At 68.9% G+C, this 18763-nt stretch carries 5 protein-coding genes; 1 reads left to right on the top strand and 4 read right to left on the bottom strand.

What is annotated here, in order from left to right:
* Nucleotides 1-69: 69 nt before the first annotated feature.
* The 4 genes from AC1GI4_RS06430 to AC1GI4_RS06415 form a co-directional block, all read right to left on the bottom strand.
* Nucleotides 70-12099, bottom strand: a complete 12030-nt coding sequence (locus AC1GI4_RS06430; protein ID WP_479628985.1) for a BapA/Bap/LapF family large adhesin — start codon at nucleotides 12097-12099, stop codon at nucleotides 70-72.
* Between the two features lie 115 nt (nucleotides 12100-12214).
* Complete coding sequence (locus tag AC1GI4_RS06425) at nucleotides 12215-13195, bottom strand: family 43 glycosylhydrolase (RefSeq protein ID WP_479628984.1); 981 nt, start codon at nucleotides 13193-13195, stop codon at nucleotides 12215-12217.
* 104 nt (nucleotides 13196-13299) lie between these two features.
* Nucleotides 13300-14676 carry a glycoside hydrolase family 27 protein gene (locus AC1GI4_RS06420; RefSeq protein ID WP_479628983.1) on the bottom strand — a complete coding sequence of 459 codons (1377 nt, stop codon included), beginning with the start codon at nucleotides 14674-14676 and terminating at the stop codon, nucleotides 13300-13302.
* Between the two features lie 96 nt (nucleotides 14677-14772).
* Entirely contained in the window at nucleotides 14773-17034 is a 2262-nt protein-coding gene (locus AC1GI4_RS06415; RefSeq protein WP_479628982.1) for a TonB-dependent receptor, read from the bottom strand.
* A 266-nt stretch (nucleotides 17035-17300) separates the two neighbouring features.
* Between AC1GI4_RS06415 and AC1GI4_RS06410 the strand changes: the two genes are divergently transcribed.
* Nucleotides 17301-18758, top strand: coding sequence for a sensor histidine kinase (locus AC1GI4_RS06410; protein WP_479628981.1), 1458 nt, complete (start codon nucleotides 17301-17303; stop codon nucleotides 18756-18758).
* Nucleotides 18759-18763 lie beyond the last annotated feature (5 nt).

Raw genomic sequence — 18763 nt, 5'->3', positions numbered from 1 at the left:
TTGAGCGCCGAAGGGGAACCCCTTCGGCGCCCGAAATCAACTCCATTTTCGGATCATTGCGCAAGATGGTCAGAAGCTGTGCACAGTGGCGAGTCGCTCCTGTTCCGGATCGACCGAAACGGTCAGATAGCCCAACGGATCGAATGCCGTGGATGTTTCTGTCGTGGTATCGGTAACGGTTGGTATCGCCGAAACATCGGTCGTGGCGTCGAGAGATTCGGACGCCAACGGCTCGCCCGCCGGGCTCTGTGCGTCGAGGTAGCGGGACAGCACATCCTCGATACCGCCTTGCCCCTCCATCAGCGACAGGGCGATATGCGCATCGGCGTGATCGAGGGATAGCGGCACCGCGTCCTGCAGGAACGCCAGCGTCATCGGCACGACATCGCTGTGGACCTGCGCCGGATCCTCCAGCGCGAACGCGGTCAGCGTCGGCGGGAAGACGGGCGCGACCCCGTTGTTGATGTCGACCGCCACGTCGAGCCGTGCCGTCGACACCTGCCCGTCGGGCTGCACCAGCTGATAGGTGAAGCGGTCGATCGGGTCGGTCGCGGCATAGCCGAGATTGGCGAAGGGCTGATAGGTGTATTGCCCGACTTCGCTGATGGTCAGCGTGCCATAGGTGCCGGTCAAAGTCCGGCCCGCATCGCCGACATCCACGAACTCGCCGCCGACCAGCATCTTGATGCCCAGGAAGTCGCTGCCCAGGGTATCGTTGGCGAGCAGGTTGCCGCTGACCGGGGTGGTGCCGGACAGGGCGAACTGGTCGAGATGGGTGATCGTCCCGCCGACATAGACGTCGGTATTATAGCGCAGCCCGACCGTGTTGGTGCTGGTGACGGTGTAGTTGTAGGTGCCCGAGGGCAGGTTGTTCATCGTCACGCTGATACCCGAGCCCACCAGTCCGCCGACCCCGGCCAGCGCAGTGCCGCTCTGGGAGCCGACCACCGTCCCCGCCGCATTGGTGACGGTGATGGTGAAGCTGGGCACGACGGCCAGCCCCGGTGCGATCACGGCGGACAGGGTGATGTTGCCGCGGCTGTTCGCATCGACCGTGAAGCTGTCGGTGATCTGCCCGGTTCGCGAGCCGGTCAACAGGGCGGCAGTCGGGGTCTCGAATGACGAGTCGATCGCCGGGGCGCGGGTTTCCACCACGTTGACGAAGGTCGCAGCGGCGGTCGCCACGTCGTTGACCGCGATCGGTGCGCCGGTGATGTCCGGGCTGCCGATGGTGATGGTCAGCGCCGCGCTTTCTCGCTCGCCGTCGCTGGCATCGAGCAGCGTGTAGGTGAAGCGGTCGGTCTTGCCGAGCACGGCGGCGTCGGCATTGGGGGTGTAGCTGTACCGGCCGTCGCTGCTGATGGTCAGCGTGCCCCACTGTCCGATGACCTGGCTGTTGGTGCCGACCGCCGTCGTCACGCCGTTGAGCGTGACGCTCTCGACACGGGTCTGCGGGCTGACCACATCGACCTGGCCGGTGGGGCCGGGATCGGTGATGACGTTGCCGTTGGTCGTCGCCGGGACGATCTGGCCGACATCGGTGAAGTCGGAGTCGACGCCGGTGACGCGCAACCCGCCGAGCAGGCCGACGCCCGCCGTATTGTCGAAGGTGACGAAGGCCCGGTACTGGCCCGGCGCCAGATCGGCCGAGGCGACCAGGTCGCCGCCCAGCAGGCTGACGTTGAGCAGCGAGGAACTGCCGCCGCCATTCACCGCGACCCAGTTGGTCCCGTTGAACCGCTGGACCACCACCGAATAGCCGCTGGCGACACCCAGCGACAGGGTGGCGTCATAGGTGAAGGTCGCATTCAGCCGATGGCCCTGTTGGACGGTGAACTGGACATTGGGAATGGCCAGCACCTGCGCGTCCAGATTGACCGCCCCGAGCGAGACGAGCGCAAGATAGTTGGCGCCGCCCAGATTCTGGTTGGTCTGCACCGGCACCAGGTCGACCTGGGCGGTGGCCACATTGTCGAAGGCGCTGATGTCGAACGGCGCGATGATCGCCACCGTGCCCGACGGATTGCCTGCGGCGTCGCGCAGCCCGACGTTCAGCGTCTCGCCCGCGACCTGCGGCGTGGTGAGCGTGACGGCATAGGTGCCGCCGATCGCCACCGTGCCGGTCCCGACGACGGCTCCGGAGGTGTTGCGCACCTCGACCGTCGTACCGGCTTCGCCGGTGCCGGTGACGATCGTGCCGGTGGCGTTGATCGCAGCCGTGGGCACATTGGGTGGTGTGATGTCGGGTGCGGTCAGCGGCGCCTGCGGCGAGACGTTACCTGCGCCGTCCACCTGGGTGACGGTCAGCGCCTGCCCATTGGCCTGGGGGATGGTCAGCGTCGCGGTATAGCCGCCATTCGTATCGACGATGGCGGTGCCCACCAGTTGCCCTTGCGGACCCTGGATGCGCACGGTCGCGCCGGGCTCGCCCGAGCCGGTGACGATCGTGCCGTTGCCGTTGATCGTCGCGAGCGGAAGGGCCGGAGGCGTGATGTCGGGTGCCGTCAGCGGGCTGGGGGGCGAGGCGTTGCCCGCCGCATCCGCCTGGCTCACGGTCAGCGCCTGGCCGTTGGCCTGCGCCGTGGTGAGCGTGACCGTATAGCTGCCGTTCGCCGCGACGATGGCGGTGCCGATCACCGCGCCGCCCGGGCCCCGCACGGTGACGGTCGCACCCGCTTCGCCCAGACCCGTGACCAGCGTGCCGATGCCGTTGATCGCGGCGGTCAGCCCGGTGGGCGCGGTGATGTCGGGGGCATTGGCCTGTGCGATCGGCGAGATATTGCCCGCTACATCCGCCTGGGTCAGCGTCAATACCTGGCCGTTCGCCTGGGGCGGGTTCAAGGCTGTGGTGAAGTTGCCGTTCGCATCGACCAGCGCGGTGCCGACCACCGCACCACCCGGAGCCCGGATGGTAACGGTCGCCCCTGCCTCACCCGTGCCGGTCAGGCTGGTGCCATTGCCCGATACCGTGCCGACGGGGGCGAGCGGTGCGGTCAGGTCGGGTGCGATGACGGTGGCGGGCGTCGAGATATTGCCGGCCGCATCGGCCTGTGTGACCTGCAAGGTCTGCGCATTGAGCTGGGCGGGCGTCAGGATCGCCGAATAGCTGCCATTCGTTGCCACGATGGCGGTACCGACCACCGCGCCACCCGGATCGCGGATGGTGACGGTCGCTCCTGCCTCGCCGGTGCCGGTCACGATGCTGCCCGCGCCGTTGATAGCAGCGGTCAGGCCGATGGGGGCAATGATGTCGGGCGCGGTGACCTGGATGACGGGCGAGATATTGCCCGCCGCATCCGCCTGGCTCAGCGTGACGATCTGGCCGTTCGCCTGGGGTGGGTTCAGGGCCGTGGTGAAGTTGCCGTTCACGTCGACGACGGCAGTGCCGATCACCGCGCCACCCGGAGCCCGGATGGTAACGGTCGCGCCCGCCTCACCCGTGCCGGTCAGGCTGGTGCCATCGCCCGATACCGTACCGACCGGCGCGAGCGGTGCGGTCAGGTCGGGCGCGATGACGGTGGCGGGCGTCGAGATGTTGCCCGCCGCATCGGCCTGCGTGACCTGCAATGTCTGCGCATTGAGCTGGGCAGGTGTCAGGATCGCCGAATAGCTGCCATTCGTTGCGACGATGGCGGTGCCGATCACCGTGCCGCCCGGATCGCGGATGGTGACGGTCGCTCCTGCCTCGCCGGTCCCGGTCACGATGCTTCCTGCACCGTTGATGGCGGCGGTCAGGCCGGTGGGCGCGGTGATGTCGGGTGCGGCGACCTGGACGACGGGCGAGACATTGCCCGCCGCATCGGCCTGGCTCAGCGTGACGATCTGGCCGTTCGCCTGGGGCGGGTTCAGGGCCGTGGTGAAGTTGCCGTTCGCGTCGACGACGGCAGTACCCAGCACCACCCCGCCGGGACCCCGGATGGTGACGGTAGCCCCTGCCTCGCCCGTGCCGGTCAGGCTGATGCCGTCGCCCGATACCGTGCCGACCGGCGCCAGCGGCGCGGTCAGGTCGGGCGCGATGACAGTGGCGGGCGTCGAGACATTGCCCGCCGCATCGGCCTGCGTGACCTGCAAGGTCTGCGCATTGAGCTGGGCGGGGGTCAGGATCGCGGCATAGGAGCCGTTCGAGGCGACGACCGCCGTGCCCAGGATCGTACCGCCCGCGTCGCGCACGGTCACGGTTGCGCCAATCTCGCCGGTGCCCGTGACCAGACTCCCCGCGCCGTTGATGGCGGCGGTCAGGCCGATGGGTGCGGTGATGTCCGGCGCGGCGACCTGGACGACGGGCGAGATATTGCCCGCCGCATCGGCCTGGCTCAGCGTGACGATCTGGCCGTTCGCCTGAGCGGGCGTCAGCGGGGCACTGAAGTTGCCGTTCGCATCGACGACCGCGGTGCCCAGCACCACCCCACCCGGACCCCGGATGGTGACGGTGGCCCCTGCCTCACCCGTGCCGGTCAGGCTGGTGCCGTCGCCCGACACCGTGCCGACCGGCGCCAGCGGTGCGGTCAGGTCGGGTGCGATGACGGGCGATGCGGGCGAGGGATTGCCCGCCGCGTCGCTCTGTACGACGGTCAGCGGCTGGCCGTTGACCTGCGGCGTGGTGAGCGTGACCGCATAGGCGCCGTTCGGACCCACGATCGCGGTGCCGAGCGTTGCGCCGTTGGCGGCGAGGACCCGCACCGTCGCGCCGACCTCGCCGGTTCCGCTGACCAGCGTGCCGGTCGGATCGATCGCGGCAACGGGCGCATTGGGCGCGGTCAGATCGGGTGCGATCGCCGTCGCAGGGGGCGACACATCGCCGTCCGCATCGGTCTGGGTCACGCGCACCGTCTCGCCATTGCGTTGCGGCGTGGTCAGCGTGGCGGTGTAGGTGCCGTCCCCGGCGACCTGCGCATTGCCGATCACCGCGCCGGTAGCGTTGCGCACGATGATCGCGGCGCCGACCTGGCCCGTGCCCGATACGCTCGCGCCGTCGACGGACACGGTCGCGGTGGGGGCACCCGGCGTGTCATTGGGGATCAGGTCGGGCGCGGTCGCACTACCGGCCGTGGAGACGTTGCCCGCCGCATCCGCTTGGGTCAGCGTCAGGACTTGGCCGTTGGTCAGGGGCGGGTTCAGCGTCACGGTGAAGCTGCCATCCTGATTTACCGGCACGGTGGCCAGGATCAGTCCGACCGGATCGGTGATCGTCACGGTCGCGCCGATCTCGCCGATGCCGTTCAGCACCGTCCCGTCCGCCGACACGGTCGCCACCGGGGCGTCGGGCGGCGTTCGGTCGAGCGCGGTTACGGTGGTCGCCAGCGAGTCGTTCCCCGCCGCATCCGCCTGGGTGACGCTCAGCACCTGGCTGTTGAGTTGCGGTGTCGACAGGACGACCGAATAGGCGCCTTGCGGCCCGACGATCGCGGTTCCCAGCACGCCGCCACCCGCGTCGCGTACCGTGACGGTCGCGCCGACCTCACCCTGGCCGGAGACCACCGTTCCCGTCGCGTCCAGAGTCGCGACCGGGGCGGCCGGGGCGGTGATATCGGGGGCGGGGACACTGGTGGGCGTCGAGACATTGCCCGCCGCATCGGTCAGGGTCGCGCTGACCGTGCCGCCGTTGGCCTGGGCCGGGGTCAGCGACACGCTGAACGTGCCGTCCGTACCGACCTGGCCGGTGCCGATCACCGTGCCGCTGGCGTTGCGCAGCGTGACGATCGCGCCGATCTCACCGCTGCCGGTCGCCGTCGCGCCGGTGCCGTCGATCGTGAAGAGCGGCGCATTGGGCGCGGTCACATCGGGTGCGGTGGTGGGAACGGAGGGCGAGGTGTTTCCAGCGGCATCGGCCTGCGTCACCTGCAAGACCTGACCGTTCAGCTGCGGGGTGGTCAGGGTCAGGGCATAGGCGCCGGTGGTGCCTGCCGTGCCGGTGCCGATGATCGTGCCATCGGGCGCACGCACGGTGATGGCCGCGCCTGCCTCGGCCTGGCCGCTCACGATGGTGCCGGTGCCGTCGATGCTGGCGGTCAATCCGGTCGGAGCGGTGGTGTCCAGCGCGGTCAGCGCGAGTGGGGGCGAGACGTTGCCTGCCGTATCGGCCTGTACGACCGAGAGAGTCTGGCCGTTGAGCTGCGCGCTCGCCAGCGGGACCGAGAAGCTGCCGTCGGTGGCGACCTGAGCGGTGCCCAGCACCTGTCCAGCGGCATTGCGCACCGTGACCGTCGCGCCGGGCTCTCCCGTGCCGTTCACCAGCGTTCCATCCGCCGACAATGTGCCCAAGGGCGCGAGCGGCGCGGTCAGGTCGGGGGCCGTGGTGGGAACGGATGGCGAGGTGTTGCCTGCCGCATCGGCCTGCGTCACCTGCAGAACCTGACCGTTCAGCTGCGGGGTGGTCAGGGCCAGGGCATAGGCGCCGGTGGTGCCTGCCGTGCCGGTGCCGATGATCGTGCCATCGGGGGCACGTACGGTGATGGCCGCGCCCGCCTCGGCCTGGCCGCTGACGATGGTGCCGGTGCCGTCGATGCTGGCGGTCAGCCCGGTCGGGGCGGTGGTGTCGAGCGCAGTCAGCGCGAGCGGCGGCGAGACGTTGCCCGCCGCATCGGCCTGTACGACCGACAGGGTCTGGCCGTTGAGCTGTGCGCTCGACAGCGGGACCGAGAAGCTGCCGTCGGTGGCGACCTGGGCGGTGCCCAGCACCGTGCCGTCGGCGGCGCGGACGGTCACGGTCGCGCCGGGCTCGCCTGTGCCGTTCACCAGAATGCCGTCCGCCGACAATGTGCCGACCGGCACCAGCGGCGCGGTCAGGTCGGGGGCGACGGGGGCGAGCGGGGTGGAGACATTGCCCGCCGCATCCGCCTGCGTCACGGCGAGCGTCTGGCCGTTGATCTGCGCCGGGGTCAGCGAGGCGGTATAGCTGCCATTCGCGCCGACCACGGCGGTGCCGATGATCGTGCCGCCCGGATCGCGGACGGTGACGGTTGCGCCGACCTCACCCACGCCGGTGACGACCGCGCCGTCGCCGCTGATCGTGGCGGTCAGCCCGGTCGGCGCGGTGATGTCGGGGGCAGCCACGATGACGACGGGCGAGGCATTGCCCGCCGCGTCGGTCTGGATCAGCTGGAGGGTCTGGCCATTGGCCTGCACGGGGTTCAGCGTGACCGCGAAGCTGCCGTCCGGCGCCACCTGACCGCTACCCAGCAGCGTGCCGTCGGCGGCGCGGATGGTGACGGTCGCGCCGGGCTCGCCGGTGCCCAACAGCGTTGCGCCCGCATCGACGACCGATCCGGCGGGGGCGAGCGGCGCCGTCGTGTCCGGCGCGATGACGCTGGCGGGGGCGGAGACATTGCCTGCCGCATCGGCCTGGGTCACCTGCAGCGTTTCGCCATTGGTCTGCGGGACGGTCAATGTCGCGTTGTAGATGCCGTTGGCCGCGACCGTGGCGGTGCCGATGACCGCGCCGTTCGCATCGCGGATGGTAACGGTCGCGCCCGCTTCCCCCGCGCCGGAGACGATCACGCCGTCACCGCTGATCGTGGCGGTCAGCCCGGTCGGTGCGGTGATGTCGGGCGCGGTCAATGCGGTCGACGGAGACATGTTGCCGCCGCGATCGGTCTGGTCGAGCGACAATGTCTCGCCATTGGCCTGGGGTGGCGAAAGCGGGGAGGTGAAGCTGCCATCCGCGCCCACCGTCACTGTCGCGATCACCGTGCCATCGGCGGCGCGCACCCGGACGGTGGCGAAGGGTTCGCCGTTGCCGGTCACGCTGGTGCCATCGGCCGCGATGGTCGCGGTCGGGGCTGCGGGTGCGGTCAGGTCGGGCGCGGCCACGCTGGCGGGCTGCGACGGATTGCCCGCCGGATCGGTCTGCACCGCCGACAGGGTCTGGCCGCTGGTCTGCGGCGGGGTGAGCGTCAGGCTGTAGCTGCTGTCCGCCGCTACGACCGCGCTGCCCAGCACGGTGCCGGTGCCGTCGACGACGCGCACCGTCGCGCCCGGCTCGCCATTGCCATAGACCGTGGCTCCATCCGCCGAAAGCGTGGCGAGCGGCGGGGCGGGCGGCGTGATGTCGGGCGCGATGACGCCGACGCTGGGGGAGATGTTGCCCGCCGCATCGGTCTGCGTGACGCTCAACGCTTCGCCATTGGCCTGCGGCGTGGTCAGCACCGCGGCGAAGCTGCCATCGGCACCGGCGGTCGCGGTGGCGAGAATGCTGCCATCGGCCGCGCGTACGGTGATGGTGGCCCCCGGCTCGCCGGTGCCGCTGATGCTGGTGCCGTCCGGGCTGACTGTCGCAACGGGCGCGACGGGGGCGACGAGATCGGGCGTCGGTGCGGCGCTGGCGGGCGAGGCGTTGCCCGCCGCATCGGTCTGGACGACCGACAGCGTCTGGCCGTTGGCGACCCCGGTGGGCAGGGCGATGCTGAAGCTGCCATCGCCAGCAACCGTCGCGGTGCCGACCGGCTGGCCGCCCGCGTCCACGACCCGTACGACCGCGCCGGGCTCGCCCGTGCCGGTCAGCAGCGTGCCGTCCGCGCTGACGCTGACGACCGGCGCGGTGGGCGGCGTGATGTCCGGCGCGGCAAGCGTGGTCGCGGGCGAGGTGTTGCCCGCCGGATCGGCCTGGGTGACGCTCAAGGTGCCGCCATTGGCCTGTGGCGTGGTCAGCGGGAGGGCATAGTTGCCCTGCGCATCGACCGTCGCGGTGCCGAGCGGCTGGCCTGCGGCATCGCGGACGGTGACCGTGGCACCGGGCTCGCCGGTGCCGGAGACGACCGTGCCGTCTCCCGTAACGGTGGCGGTGGGTGCAGCGGGCGCGGTAACGTCCGGCGCACTGACTGTCGTGGCGGGCGAAATATTGCCTGCCGGGTCGCTTTGCGTGACGCTCAGGGTGCCGCCATTGGCCTGCGGAGTGGTCAGCGGCAGGGTGTAGTTGCCCTGCGCATCGACCGTCGCGGTGCCGAGCGGCTGTCCTGCGGCATCGCGGACGGTAACCGTCGCGCCGGGTTCGCCGATGCCGGTGATGCTGGTGCCGTCTCCGGCGATGGTGGCGGTGGGTGCGGTGGGCGCGGTAACGTCCGGCGCGCTGACCGTGGTAGCGGGCGACGTATTGCCCGCCGCGTCGGCTTGGGTGACGGTCAGGGTGCCGCCATTGGCCTGCGGCGTGGTCAGGGGCAGGGTATAGTTGCCCTGTGCGTCAACCGTGGCGGTACCGAGCGGCTGGCCTGCGGCATCGCGAACGGTAACTGTTGCGCCGGGTTCGCCGGTGCCGGTGATGCTGGTGCCGTCACCGGCAATAGTGGCAGTGGGCGCGGTGGGTGCGGTGATGTCGGGTGCGCTGACCGTAGTGGCGGGCGAAATATTGCCCGCCGGGTCACTTTGCGTGACGGTCAGGGTGCCGCCATTGGCCTGCGGCGTGGTCAGCGGGAGGGTATAGTTGCCCTGCGCATCGACTGTCGCTGTACCGAGCGGCTGGCCCGCCGCGTCGCGAACGGTGACGGTCGCGCCGGGTTCGCCGGTGCCGGTGATGCTGGTGCCGTCACCGGCAATGGTGGCGGTGGGTGCGGTGGGCGCGGTAACGTCCGGAGCGCTGACCGTAGTGGCGGGGGAGGTGTTGCCCGCCGGATCGCTTTGCGTGACGGTCAGGGTGCCGCCATTGGCCTGCGGGGTGGTCAGCGGGAGGGTATAGTTGCCCTGAGCGTCAACCGTCGCGGTACCGAGCGGCTGACCCGCCGCATCGCGAACGGTGACGGTCGCGCCGGGCTCGCCGGTGCCGGTGATGCTGGTGCCGTCACCGGCAATGGTGGCAGTGGGCGCGGTGGGTGCGGTGATGTCGGGTGCGCTGACCGTAGTGGCGGGGGAGGTGTTGCCCGCCGCGTCGGCCTGGGTGACGGTCAGGGTGCCGCCATTGGCCTGCGGGGTGGTTAGCGGCAGTGTATAGTTGCCCTGAGCGTCAACCGTCGCGGTACCGAGCGGCTGACCCGCCGCATCGCGAACGGTGACGGTCGCGCCGGGTTCGCCGGTGCCGGTGATGTTGGTGCCGTCTCCGGCGACGGTGGCGGTGGGCGCGGTGGGGGCGGTGATGTCGGGCGCACTGACTGTTGTGGCGGGGGAGGTGTTGCCCGCCGGGTCGGCCTGGGTGACGGTCAGGGTGCCGCCATTGGCCTGAGGCGTGGTCAGCGGCAGGGTGTAGTTGCCTTGCGCATCGACCGTCGCGGTACCTAGCGGCTGGCCTGCGGCATCGCGGACGGTAACCGTCGCGCCGGGTTCGCCGGTGCCGGTGATGATGGCGCCGTCTCCGGCGATGGTCGCCGTGGGGGCTTCGGGCGCGGTGAAGTCGGGGGCGGTGAGGGTGATCGTCGGGGACACATTGCCCAGCGTGTCGCTCTGTACGACGGTCAGCGCTTCGCCATTCCCCTGGGGCGTGGTCAGCGTCAGGCTGTAATTGCCGTTCGCGTCGACGGTCGCCTGACCGATCGTCTGGCCGTTCGCGTCCCGGACGATCACGGTCGCACCGGGCTCGCCGGTGCCGCTGACCGTAATGCCCTGCGCGTCGATCTGGGCCGTGGGCAGCGGCATGGTGCCGGTATCGACGGCGTCGATCCGGGTGATGGGCGAGACATTGCCCGCCGCGTCGGTCTGGGTCACGACCAGCACGCCGCCGCCGGTCTGCGGGGTGGTCAGCGTTACGGTAAAGCTGCCATCGGCGGCGACGGCGGCGGTGCCGATCGGCTGGCCGTTGGGGTCGGTGACGCGCACGGTCGCGCCGGGCTCGCCTGTCCCGCTGACGGTCGCCCCATCGGCGGACAGGGTCGCGGCGGGGGCGGCGGGCGGGGTGATGTCGGGCGCCGCCAGCGTGACGGCAGGCGAGACATTGCCCGCCGGGTCGCTCTGCGTCACGGTCAGGGTGCCGCCATTGGCCTGTGGCGTGGTCAGGGGCAGCGTGTAGCCGCCCTGAGCACCGACGACGGCGGTGCCCAGCGCCTGCCCGGCAGCGTTGCGCACGGTGACGGTCGCGCCCGCCTCGCCGGTGCCCGTGATGCTCGTTCCGTCGCCGTTGATCGTCGCGGTCGGCGCGGCGGGCGGGGTGATGTCGGGCGCCGTCAGCGTGGCGGCGGGCGAGACATTGCCCGCGGGGTCGGCTTGGGTGACGGTCAGGGTGCCGCCATTGGCCTGCGGCGTGGTCAGGGTCAGCGTATAACCGCCCTGCGCACCGACGACGGCCGTGCCCAATATCTGTCCGGCGGCGTTGCGAACGGTGACGGTCGCGCCGGGCTCGCCGGTGCCGGTGATGCTCGTTCCGTTACCGTTGATCGTCGCGGTGGGCAAAGCGGGCGGCGTGATGTCCGGGGCGGCCGCCGTCGCGGGGGGCGAGACGTTGCCCGCCGCGTCGCTCTGTACGACGGTGACGGGCTGGCCGTTGGTCTGGGGCGGGTTGACCGGGATGGTGAAGGTGCCGTCGGTGCCGACCGTGCCAGTGCCGATCACATTGCCCGCGCCGTCGGTCACGCGGACGGTCGCGCCCGCCTCGCCGGTGCCGCGCACGCTGGCGCCGTTGGCGGTGAAGCTGGCGGTGGGGGTTGCGGGCGGCTGCGTATCGACGGAGGGACCGGGCTGGTTTCCGCCATTACCACCGCCGCCCGCTACCGCCGCGACCAGCCCGCCGAGCCCGGCCACCCCCAATATGGCGGGCAGGACGAAGGACGATCCGCCGCCCTCCTGCGCGCCTGCCGCACCCAGCAGATCGTCCAGGTCGGTGATCGCCTTGAACCGGCCCGACCCGCTGGCCGAAGGGTTGGCCAGCCACTGGCTGCCCTGATCCTCGCGCAACACCAGGTCGCTCGCCTTGCCCTGTTGCTGGTCATAGAAATGGTCGATGCGAATGGTCTGGCCATCGGTCAGGCGGATGATGAGGTCATTGCCCTCGCGCGTCATCTCGGCGACCTGCGACCGATCGAGGTTGAGCCGCACCACGCTGGGAGCGCTCAACTCGATGACGTTGGCGGTGGTCGTGGTGGTGGTGCCGGTCGCCTTTGCGATGATCTCGGTCTGCATGGCCTGTTCCTCCCATTGCATGTCGTCATGCCCCGGCACGGATGCCGGGTCGGGGGGCGCGGTCATGGTTTTACTGGGCCACCACGCAGCCTCCCCTTGCACACATGCTAACCGCAAAGTTCGGCGCGTGATGCGTGGGGACCGTTTTCGGAATTAATTCAGTTGGTTAATGGTTGTTAACTTATTTTGCATCCTGGGGGCGGGCGGGGATGACCGGGGCGTCATCGTCGGTCATCCGCACCGGACGGATCCGGCCATCGGGCGTATAGGCGATGCGATCGATCGCCACGACCCGCTCGCCCTGAAACGGCCCGGGGCCGGGCGCACGGTCCCATCGATGATAGACGATCAGCGGACGTCCATCCGGCAAGGTCACGAAGCTGTGATGGCCCGGCCCCTGGTGCCGCGCATCGCTGGTCAGGATCGCGCCGCGATAGCGCCAAGGTCCGGTGGGCGAGGGGGCAGTGGCGTAGTGGACCGAATAATCGGGACCGTTGAAACGGCCATGGCTGTAGGACAGGTAATAGATGCCGCCGCGCTCGTGCATGAACGCCCCTTCGGTGAATTGCGGCGGCGTGGCGACCGTCACCTCGCGCGCGATGCTGACCATGTCGGGCTTGAGTTCCCAGACGCGCAGGCGAGCGCCCGCACTGCCGCCCGCATAGAGATAGGTCTTGCCCGACTTGCGATCGGTGAAGACCATCGGGTCGATCGCCTCGAATGCCTTGTCGCCGGTCACAAGCGGACGGCCGCTGTCGCGATAGGGGCCCTCGGGCCGGTCGGCGACCGCGACGCCGATCCGGCTGGGCGTCGGATTCTGCGGCCCGACCGAATAATAGAGATAATAGCGGCCGTTCCGGGTGGCGACGCCGGGCGCCCAGAGGAAATGTTCGGGCGCGCCGTCATCCTTGATCCAGCGTATCTGGTCGCGCCGGATCAGCTCGCCGCGCGGTTGCCATGTCTTCAGGTCGCGGCTGGAAAAGGCGCCGAAGCGATCGGCGGCCCAGCTTCCCCCAGGCCCGCCGGTCGGGAAAATCCAGAGTTCGTCGCCGATCATCATCGCGTGCGGGTCGGCCCCCTCGAACTGCGGATTGCGGGCGATCGCCGCCGCCGCGACGGTCAGCGCCAGCCCGGCGGCGGCGAATGCGCTCAGTCTCTTCATGGTCGTCCTCTCCCACCCGTCTTTTTTGGCCAAGCTATTGCGGGAGAGGATTTTGTCCATGTTTTTGATGACTGTGCCGGAAGGGGGAGGGCGGTGCGGCCGCCCTAACCCACCCGCAGGCGATACAGCCCCGATCCATGCGGCGGCAGCATTTGCGCAAAGCGACCCTTCGCCTTGCCCAGCGATGCGCCGCTCCACAGATCGGTCACGCCGACCTCGCCCGACAGGCCCAGATAGTGAAGCGCCAGGCCGACCTCCCTGGCTTTGTCGCCGGTGTTGAACAGCGCCAGATAGCGGTCGCGCGGCGCACCCTCGGGCCTGGCGGACCAGATGCGTGCACCGTCCTCGACGAAATGCGGTTGATTGTCGGTCGAGGCCTGATTGACCGCGATCACCGCGCGATTGGTCAGCAGGGCCAGTGTCGGCGCATCGAGATAGCGCAGGTCGCCGCCCATGATGAGCGGCGAGCGCGCGATCGACCACAGGGTCATCAACGTGCGCTGTTCGTCGGGCGTGAATTTGGTGTCGCGCTTGCCCAGCGCCAGCCGACCGAGCGGCAGCATGTCGGCGTCCGGCCACGAACCCGGCCCGCGATAGGGCGTCCAGTTCTCCAGCCGGGTGAACTGCGCCTCCAGCATCGACCATTCGTCCCAGAAATCGTCCGAGATGCGCCACATCTGCGCAAAGCGGCGGACATGGGGCCCTCGGATCACGGGCGTCTCGCCGGGCGACAGGCTGAGCACGATCGGGCGGCCGCTATTCCGGATCGCCTGGTGCGCCGCCTCGATCTCGGGCGCATGCGCGTCATAGGGGCGGCTCATATCGTCCATCTTGACGAAATCGACGCCCCAGGACGCATAGAGCGCAAACACGCTGTCATAATAGGCCTGCGCGCCGGGCCTGGTCATGTCGACGCCGTACATGTCCGGGTTCCAGGTGCAGATGCTGGACGTGTCGGCGATATCGGCGGCGCGGTAACGGGTGCCGAGGATCGGCAGGTTCTTCTTCACCGCCAGTCGGGGGATGCCGCGCATCAGGTGGATGCCGAACTTCATGCCCATGGCGTGGACGTCCGCCGCCAGTCTGGTGAAGCCCGATCCGTCGGCGCTGGAGGGAAAGCGGTTGGGCGCGGGGATCAACCGGCCATAGCCGTCCATCGCGGGCACCGGCAAGGCATTATAGGTATAGCTGGACGCCTCGGGCTCGTACCATTGGATGTCGACGGTGAAGACGTCATAGCCGAAGGGCAGCAACTTGGCGCGCATGATCGCGGCGGTCTCGCGCGCCTGCGCCTCGGTGATGGTGGTCGCAAAGCTGTTCCAGCTGTTCCAGCCCATGGGGGGACGCGGGGCCAGCATGGTCGTCGGGCGTTCCGCCGCCGCCGCTGTGGCCCCCACTCCGCCGAGCGCGACCCCGCCGCTGATCGCGCCGAACCCGGCCAATGCCTGTCGACGGCTGATCCCGCCCCCGTCCTTGCTCATCCATCCGCTCCCGTATCTTTAGTCGAACAAGACTATGGTTTGTCAGGCGGATAGCAAGGCGGGGGGTAATTATCATGTCCGACATTCGATTGTGGATCAGAAACGTCCCTCGAAGCTCAGCCCCAGGATGCGGGGATTGGACAGGGTGCCGCGCACCCGGCCGTCGAAATCAGTGAAGAAAGAGGTCGGCTGCTGCCGGTCAAAGATGTTGCTGGCGAGCAGATAGACCCCGAAATGCCGCCCTTGCCAACCCAGCTTGGCGTTGACCAGCGTGATCGGGCGGATGTCGCGCACCGTATGGTCGATCGTGCTCTGGAAAATGGCGTCGCGGTAGGTCGCGTTGATATTGGCGAACAGCCCGCCCGCGCTGTGCCAGGTGCCGCCCCAGGAGGCGGTCCAGCGCGGTGCGTTGGCGAACTCGTTGCCTGTCGCCGACCATTTCGCGATGCCGATCGGCACGGTGAAGTCGAGGAACTCGGTACGGCTGTGCCCGACGCCCGCATACAGCTCCAGATGACGGGTCGGTCGCCCCCGCAACTCCGCCTCGAAACCGTAAAGGCGCGACTTGCCAGCGTTGACGACCTGGCTGTCGAACACCGCGCCGGGGGTCAGCTGTACCGAGACCTGCTGATCGCGCCAGTCGATATAATAGGCGTTGGCATTGAAGCTCAGGCGGCGGTCGAACCAGTCGGTGCGCAGCGCGACTTCGTAATTCCAGGTATATTCCGGCGCATAGGTGAAGTTCTGCCCGCGCTGCTGGTTGATCCCGGCACCGCCCGCGCGATAGCCGCGCTGCGCCGTCGCACTGAGCGAGGCCTGGGCCGTCACGTCCCAGGTCAGGCCCAGCTTGGGTAGCCAGGCGTCATAGGTGATGGTGCGCGTCGGATCGACACTGGTCGCCCCCGCCGCCGTCGCCAGCAGCAGCGCGTTCAGCCGGGTGACGACGGGCGCCAGCGCGGGCACCGGCAGACGCGCCGGATCGGGCAGCGTACCGTTCAGCACGACCGACTGGGTCGCGCCGCGCAACTGACGCTCATTGTCGTAACGAAGCCCGGCACGAAGCTTCAGGCGCGTGGTCAGCGGGAAGGTCAGGTCGGTGAAGCCCGCCAGATTGCGGGTGAGGCGCGGCTGGGTCAGGACATTCGCGATCGGAACCACGCCGCCGTAAAAGCCCAGTACCGTATCCACCAGCGGTCGCGACAGGCCCAGCGCCAGCAACTGGCGGTCGACGCCCAGCCGCGTGAGGTTCATGTTCTGTGTCGCCTCGAACCGATAATCGCGATTGTCCTCGCGCAGATAATAGGCCCCGATCAGGCCCTGTACCCAGGGCAGGTCGATGCCCAGGCGCAGTTCCTGCTGTATCGTCTTGGCAGGATCGCTGGTCCGGCTCAGCTGACCCGGCGTGGGGTTGCGGTCGGGATCGGCGATATAGAGCGCGCGGACATTGGAATAGTTGGTGATCGAACTCAGGTCGAAGCCACCGCCCAGCGTATAATGCGCCTCCAGCGTCGCGATGTCGCTCAACGTCCGGGTGACGGTCGCCACGTCGTCGGTGACGATGCGGTCGCGCCGGTCATAGGGCGGGTCGAATTCGAACGAATAGGCACCACGCACATGGCGGTCGTGCATATAGGTCGCGATGATCCGCAGCCCGGGCACGGCGTCGGGCGTGAACAGCAGCTTGCCGCGCAGCGTCTCCGACTGGCGCGGATCGGCGTCGCGGTGGAGCGTGGCGTTGTAGAGCAGACCATCGGAACGCGCGATCTCGCCGGCCACGCGGAACGCGATCTGATCGCCCAGGATCGGGCCGCCCAGCGCGGCGGCGGCGCGGCGCTGTCCATCGGGGCCGGTCAGCATCACCCTGGCCTTGCCGTTCCACGCATAGCTCGGGTCGGTCGTGCGAAGGACCACCGCCCCGGCAAGCGCATTGCGCCCCTGCACCGTCGATTGTGGCCCGCGAAACACCTCGACCTGGGCGATGTCGTACAAATCAAGTGGCCCGGTGTTCAGCGCCGCGCGCGGCAGGACCGCGCCGTCGAGATAGACGCTGGCCAGCGCCCCATCGCCCGCACCCGAGACGTTCAAGGCATCGATGCCGCGAATGGTGAAGCTCGTCCGGTCGGCCCCGATCGAGATATTGGGCGTGCGTTGCAGCACGTCGTACATGTCGATCAGATTCTGGTCGGCGATGGTTTGCGCAGTCGTCACCGCGACACTGGCGGGCGTATCACGCAGCGTCCGGTCGGCCTTTTCGCCCATGACGACGATGTCGTTGCCCGCCTCCGTCGACGCGGTGTCCGGCCCCGGCGACGCCGTGCTTTGCGCCAGACAGGGCGCCGCCACCGAAGACAGCATCATGACCAGTGTCGCGCGAACCCACATTCCAAAACCCCCAATTTCGTTGCGATAGCGAATTAATAGCGATGAATATGCGAGTCAATCGCAACAAAGGTGAGAGTATCAGGGGCTTGTCGGATCGGGGCTGTGGATGGGAACCATTGGACATCGCCCATCGGGGCATCATCCTCGCATTACCTGGGACGACGATCATGCTATGAGGCGGCCCGTCCCGAAGCCCGGCGGCAGACGGGCTGCCATCCTGGACAGGGAAGAACGAGCAAGCGATGCACGGATCACAGTTCGAGTTCCAGGCCAGCCACGAACTGCTTCAGGCGACGATGGATACGTCGACTGACATGATTCAGGTGTTCGAGGCGATCCGCGATGACGCGGGCACGATCGTCGACTTCCGCTGGGTCCTGAACAATCACACCTCGGCGCGCAAATATGGCGAGGTGCGCGGCGAAAGCCTGTTGCAGCGCAATCCGGGTGTTATTGAAGAGGGCATTTTCGATGCCTTTTGTCGCGTCACCGAGACCGGCCTGCCCGAACAGGCCGAGCATCATTATGTGCACGAGCAGTTCGACGGGTGGTTTTTCCAGACGGTCGTGAAGCTGGGCGACGGCGTGGCCACCACGACGCGCGACATCACCGAATGGAAAGAGTCGCAGGCCGAGGTGGTACGGCTGCGCGAGGAGGTGGTGAAGGCCAAGCTGGCCGATACCGAAGGGCAGTTGGCGGCGATCTTCGCCACTGCGCCGGTCGGACTGTCGGTATTGTCGCTGGATGGCCGCTTTCTGCGCGTCAATGACGAACTCTGCCGCATATTGGGCCGTTCGCGGGAGGCGATGCTGGAGTTGCGCGTACCCGACGTGACCCATCCCGACGACGTGCCGCCCAGCCTGGTCGCGATCGGCGAGGCGCTTTCCACCGGGCGTCCCGCGACCCTCGACAAGCGCTATACCCGGCCCGACGGCTCGCTGGCCTGGGCCAGCAGCACGCTGTCGGTCCTGCCCAAGAGCGACGGCCAGTCCGATCGGCTGCTGGTGGTGACCGCCGACCTCTCCGAACGGCGCAAATCCGACGAGGCGTTGCGCCGGAGCGGGGCGTTGCAGCGCGTGCTGATCGCCGAACTGCAACACCGCACCAGCAACCTGCTGGGCGTGGTGCGCTCGATCGTCGAGAATACCGCGCGCGTGGCGACAGGGCTCGACGATTTCCGCAGGCATTTCGACGACCGGCTCGACGCGCTGTCGCGCGTGCAGGCGCTGTTGTCGCGGCTGAACGAGCATGACCGGGTGACGTTCGACGAGCTGCTTCATGCCGAATTGGTGGCGATGGACGGCTGCACCGATGCGGTGACGCTGGAAGGTCCATCGGGCGTAAGGCTGCGTTCCTCGACCGTCCACACGCTGGCCATGGCGATCCATGAGCTGGCGACCAATGCGATGAAATATGGCGCGCTGGGTCAGGACGGGGGGCGGCTGGCGATCCGCTGGACGCTGGAGGCCGAGGGAGCGGACGGCAAGCCATGGCTGCATATCGACTGGCGCGAAAGCAGCGTCAGGATGCCTAGCGAGGCAAGCTGGCCGACGGGCACGGGGCAGGGGCGCGAGCTGATCGAACGGGCGCTACCCTATCAGCTGGGCGCCCGGACGACCTATCATCTGGGTGACGACGGCGTGCATTGCACCATCGCCATCCCCGTATCGGCAACGGTGTATCCAGGCGAGGGCGCCTAGGGCGG

Source organism: Sphingomonas sp. 77B (assembly GCF_056497825.1).
The sequence above is the reverse complement of the archived record's forward strand: the minus strand, read 5'-3'. Positions and strand labels throughout refer to the sequence as shown.